This is a genomic window from Paenibacillus sp. OT2-17, assembly GCF_009827695.1.
In the GTDB taxonomy this organism is placed as follows: domain Bacteria; phylum Bacillota; class Bacilli; order Paenibacillales; family Paenibacillaceae; genus Paenibacillus; species Paenibacillus polymyxa_B.
This window is the reverse complement of sequence record NZ_WUDQ01000670.1, coordinates 1-1,813: the sequence shown is the minus strand read 5'-3', so window position 1 is coordinate 1,813 and position 1,813 is coordinate 1. Positions and strand designations below refer to the sequence as shown.

At 50.1% G+C, this 1,813-nt stretch carries 2 protein-coding genes and 1 pseudogene; all 3 read left to right on the top strand.

What is annotated here, in order from left to right; all coding sequences use genetic code 11:
• Positions 1-314 (top strand): annotated as a pseudogene (locus GRP75_RS25955) (family 2 glycosyl transferase); the annotation flags it as partial.
• Positions 311-1,111, top strand: coding sequence for a glycosyltransferase family 2 protein (locus GRP75_RS25950; RefSeq protein WP_160790765.1), 801 nt, complete (start codon positions 311-313; stop codon positions 1,109-1,111). The pseudogene GRP75_RS25955 and the gene GRP75_RS25950, both read left to right, overlap by 4 nt.
• Positions 1,108-1,813, top strand: a 706-nt coding sequence (locus tag GRP75_RS25945) for a sugar phosphate nucleotidyltransferase (RefSeq protein ID WP_160790764.1), incomplete at its 3' end; no start/stop codon positions are given. The genes GRP75_RS25950 and GRP75_RS25945, both read left to right, overlap by 4 nt.

The window sequence follows — 1,813 nt, the reverse complement described above, 5'->3', positions numbered from 1 at the left end:
CATTGACTGCCGTACCGCATGCATTATCTCGGCGTTTACTGGATCAGCTTGGCTCAGCCGTGCTTGCCGTACCGCCAAAAGCCCACGCCATGGCAATTCTGCATGGCATGATCGTGGCGGCAGTACATGCTGTCGATGTCATTAAAACAAACCGTAAGCGGACCTTCAATGTTGGCAAAGGGAACGCTATGGAACAGTTGATCGTCGGTGATCATGCAGAGGCACTGACGGCGGTGTTTCAGGTAGCCGGGTATTCCCCGCTCGGGCCTGTTCCAACACGGGTAGACGTTGCCAAAGGGAGGAATGCACAATGAGTCTGACGAGCATCATTATTCCGACTTATAACGGCCTGCATCTGTTAAAGCCGTGCATTGAGGCGAATCGGACACATACGATAGATGCACCGTATGAAATCATTGTTGTGGACAACGCCTCAAATGACGGAACGGATGATTTTTGCGCATCCGAGCGGCTGATCAGCATACGTCTTCCTGAAAACAGAGGCTTTCCAGCAGCATGTAATACGGGGCTCCGGCTGGCTTCAGGTGACCAGTTCGTTATTTTAAACAATGATGTGACGGTTACGCGGGGATGGCTATCGAATATGTTGGCTGCATTGCAGAGCGAAAGCATAGTGGGATTGGTGGGACCGGTGACGAATTACGTCAGCGGTATTCAGCAGATACACGGATTAGAAGGAGATTTGGCCAGTTGTCTGAGATATGCGGAGCAGAATAATGCAAGTAATCCCTCCAGATGGCAGGAGGTCAAGCGGTTGGTCGGATTTTGTTTGTTGTTCCGGCGCGATCTGATGGAACGGATCGGATTGCTGGATGAACGGTTCAGCCCCGGACATTATGAGGATGACGATTATTGTCTACGCGCACGCGTGCATGGCTACAAGCTGCTCATGTGCAACGACTGTTTTGTCTATCACGAGGGAAATGCGAGCTTCTCACGCTCGGAAACTTCCTGGATGGAAGAGCTGATCGAGCGGAACTATCGTTTGTTTATAGAGAAATGGAGTATAGATCCCAGAATGTTCATCGAAACTGGAAACGCTGGGGTTGTATGCACTGAACATGTTGTCGAAGGAGGAAGGAAGATATGAAAGGGGTTATTCTCGCAGGAGGAACCGGATCGCGCCTTCATCCGTTGACTACATTACTCAACAAGCATCTGCTTCCGGTCGGCAAGTATCCCATGATCGTATATGGTATCGAGAGGCTGCGACAGGCGGGGATCACCGATATGCTTATTATTATTGGTAAACAATCGGCCGGACTGTATACCGATTTTTTGGGCAGTGGCAGCGATTATGGTGTCCAACTGACATACCGGATTCAAGAAAAGGCGGGCGGCATTGCGGAAGCACTCGAACTGGCAAAAAGCTATATGCAGGCAGAAGAGAAATTCACTGTTTTGTTAGGTGATAATTTGTTCAAGGAAGACTTGGGACCTGTGATCGAACGGTTCAAGCAACAGCCCCCGGGGAGCGCCAGAGTGTTGTTGAAAAAGGTGGCAGATGCTCGTCGTTACGGGGTACCCGTATTTGATCCTGAGCGCCCGGAGAGCATTATGCGGATTGAAGAAAAGCCACAGCATCCCCAATCCAAATATTGCGTTACGGGTATCTATATGTACGATACTGCCGTGTTCGATAAGATCCGGCAAATTACACCTTCGGCACGCGGTGAGCTTGAGATCACGGATGTTAACAACTGTTATGCCGCTGAAGGCAAGCTGGAATATGATATTTTACGGCGCTATTGGAGCGACGCAGGAACCTTCGATTCCCTCCAGGAAGCTGGAG

Excerpts from the sequence above, each read along its gene's own strand:
- GRP75_RS25950 (WP_160790765.1), top strand. The coding sequence starts at position 311 with ATGAGTCTGACGAGCATCATTATTCCGACTTATAACGGCCTGCATCTG.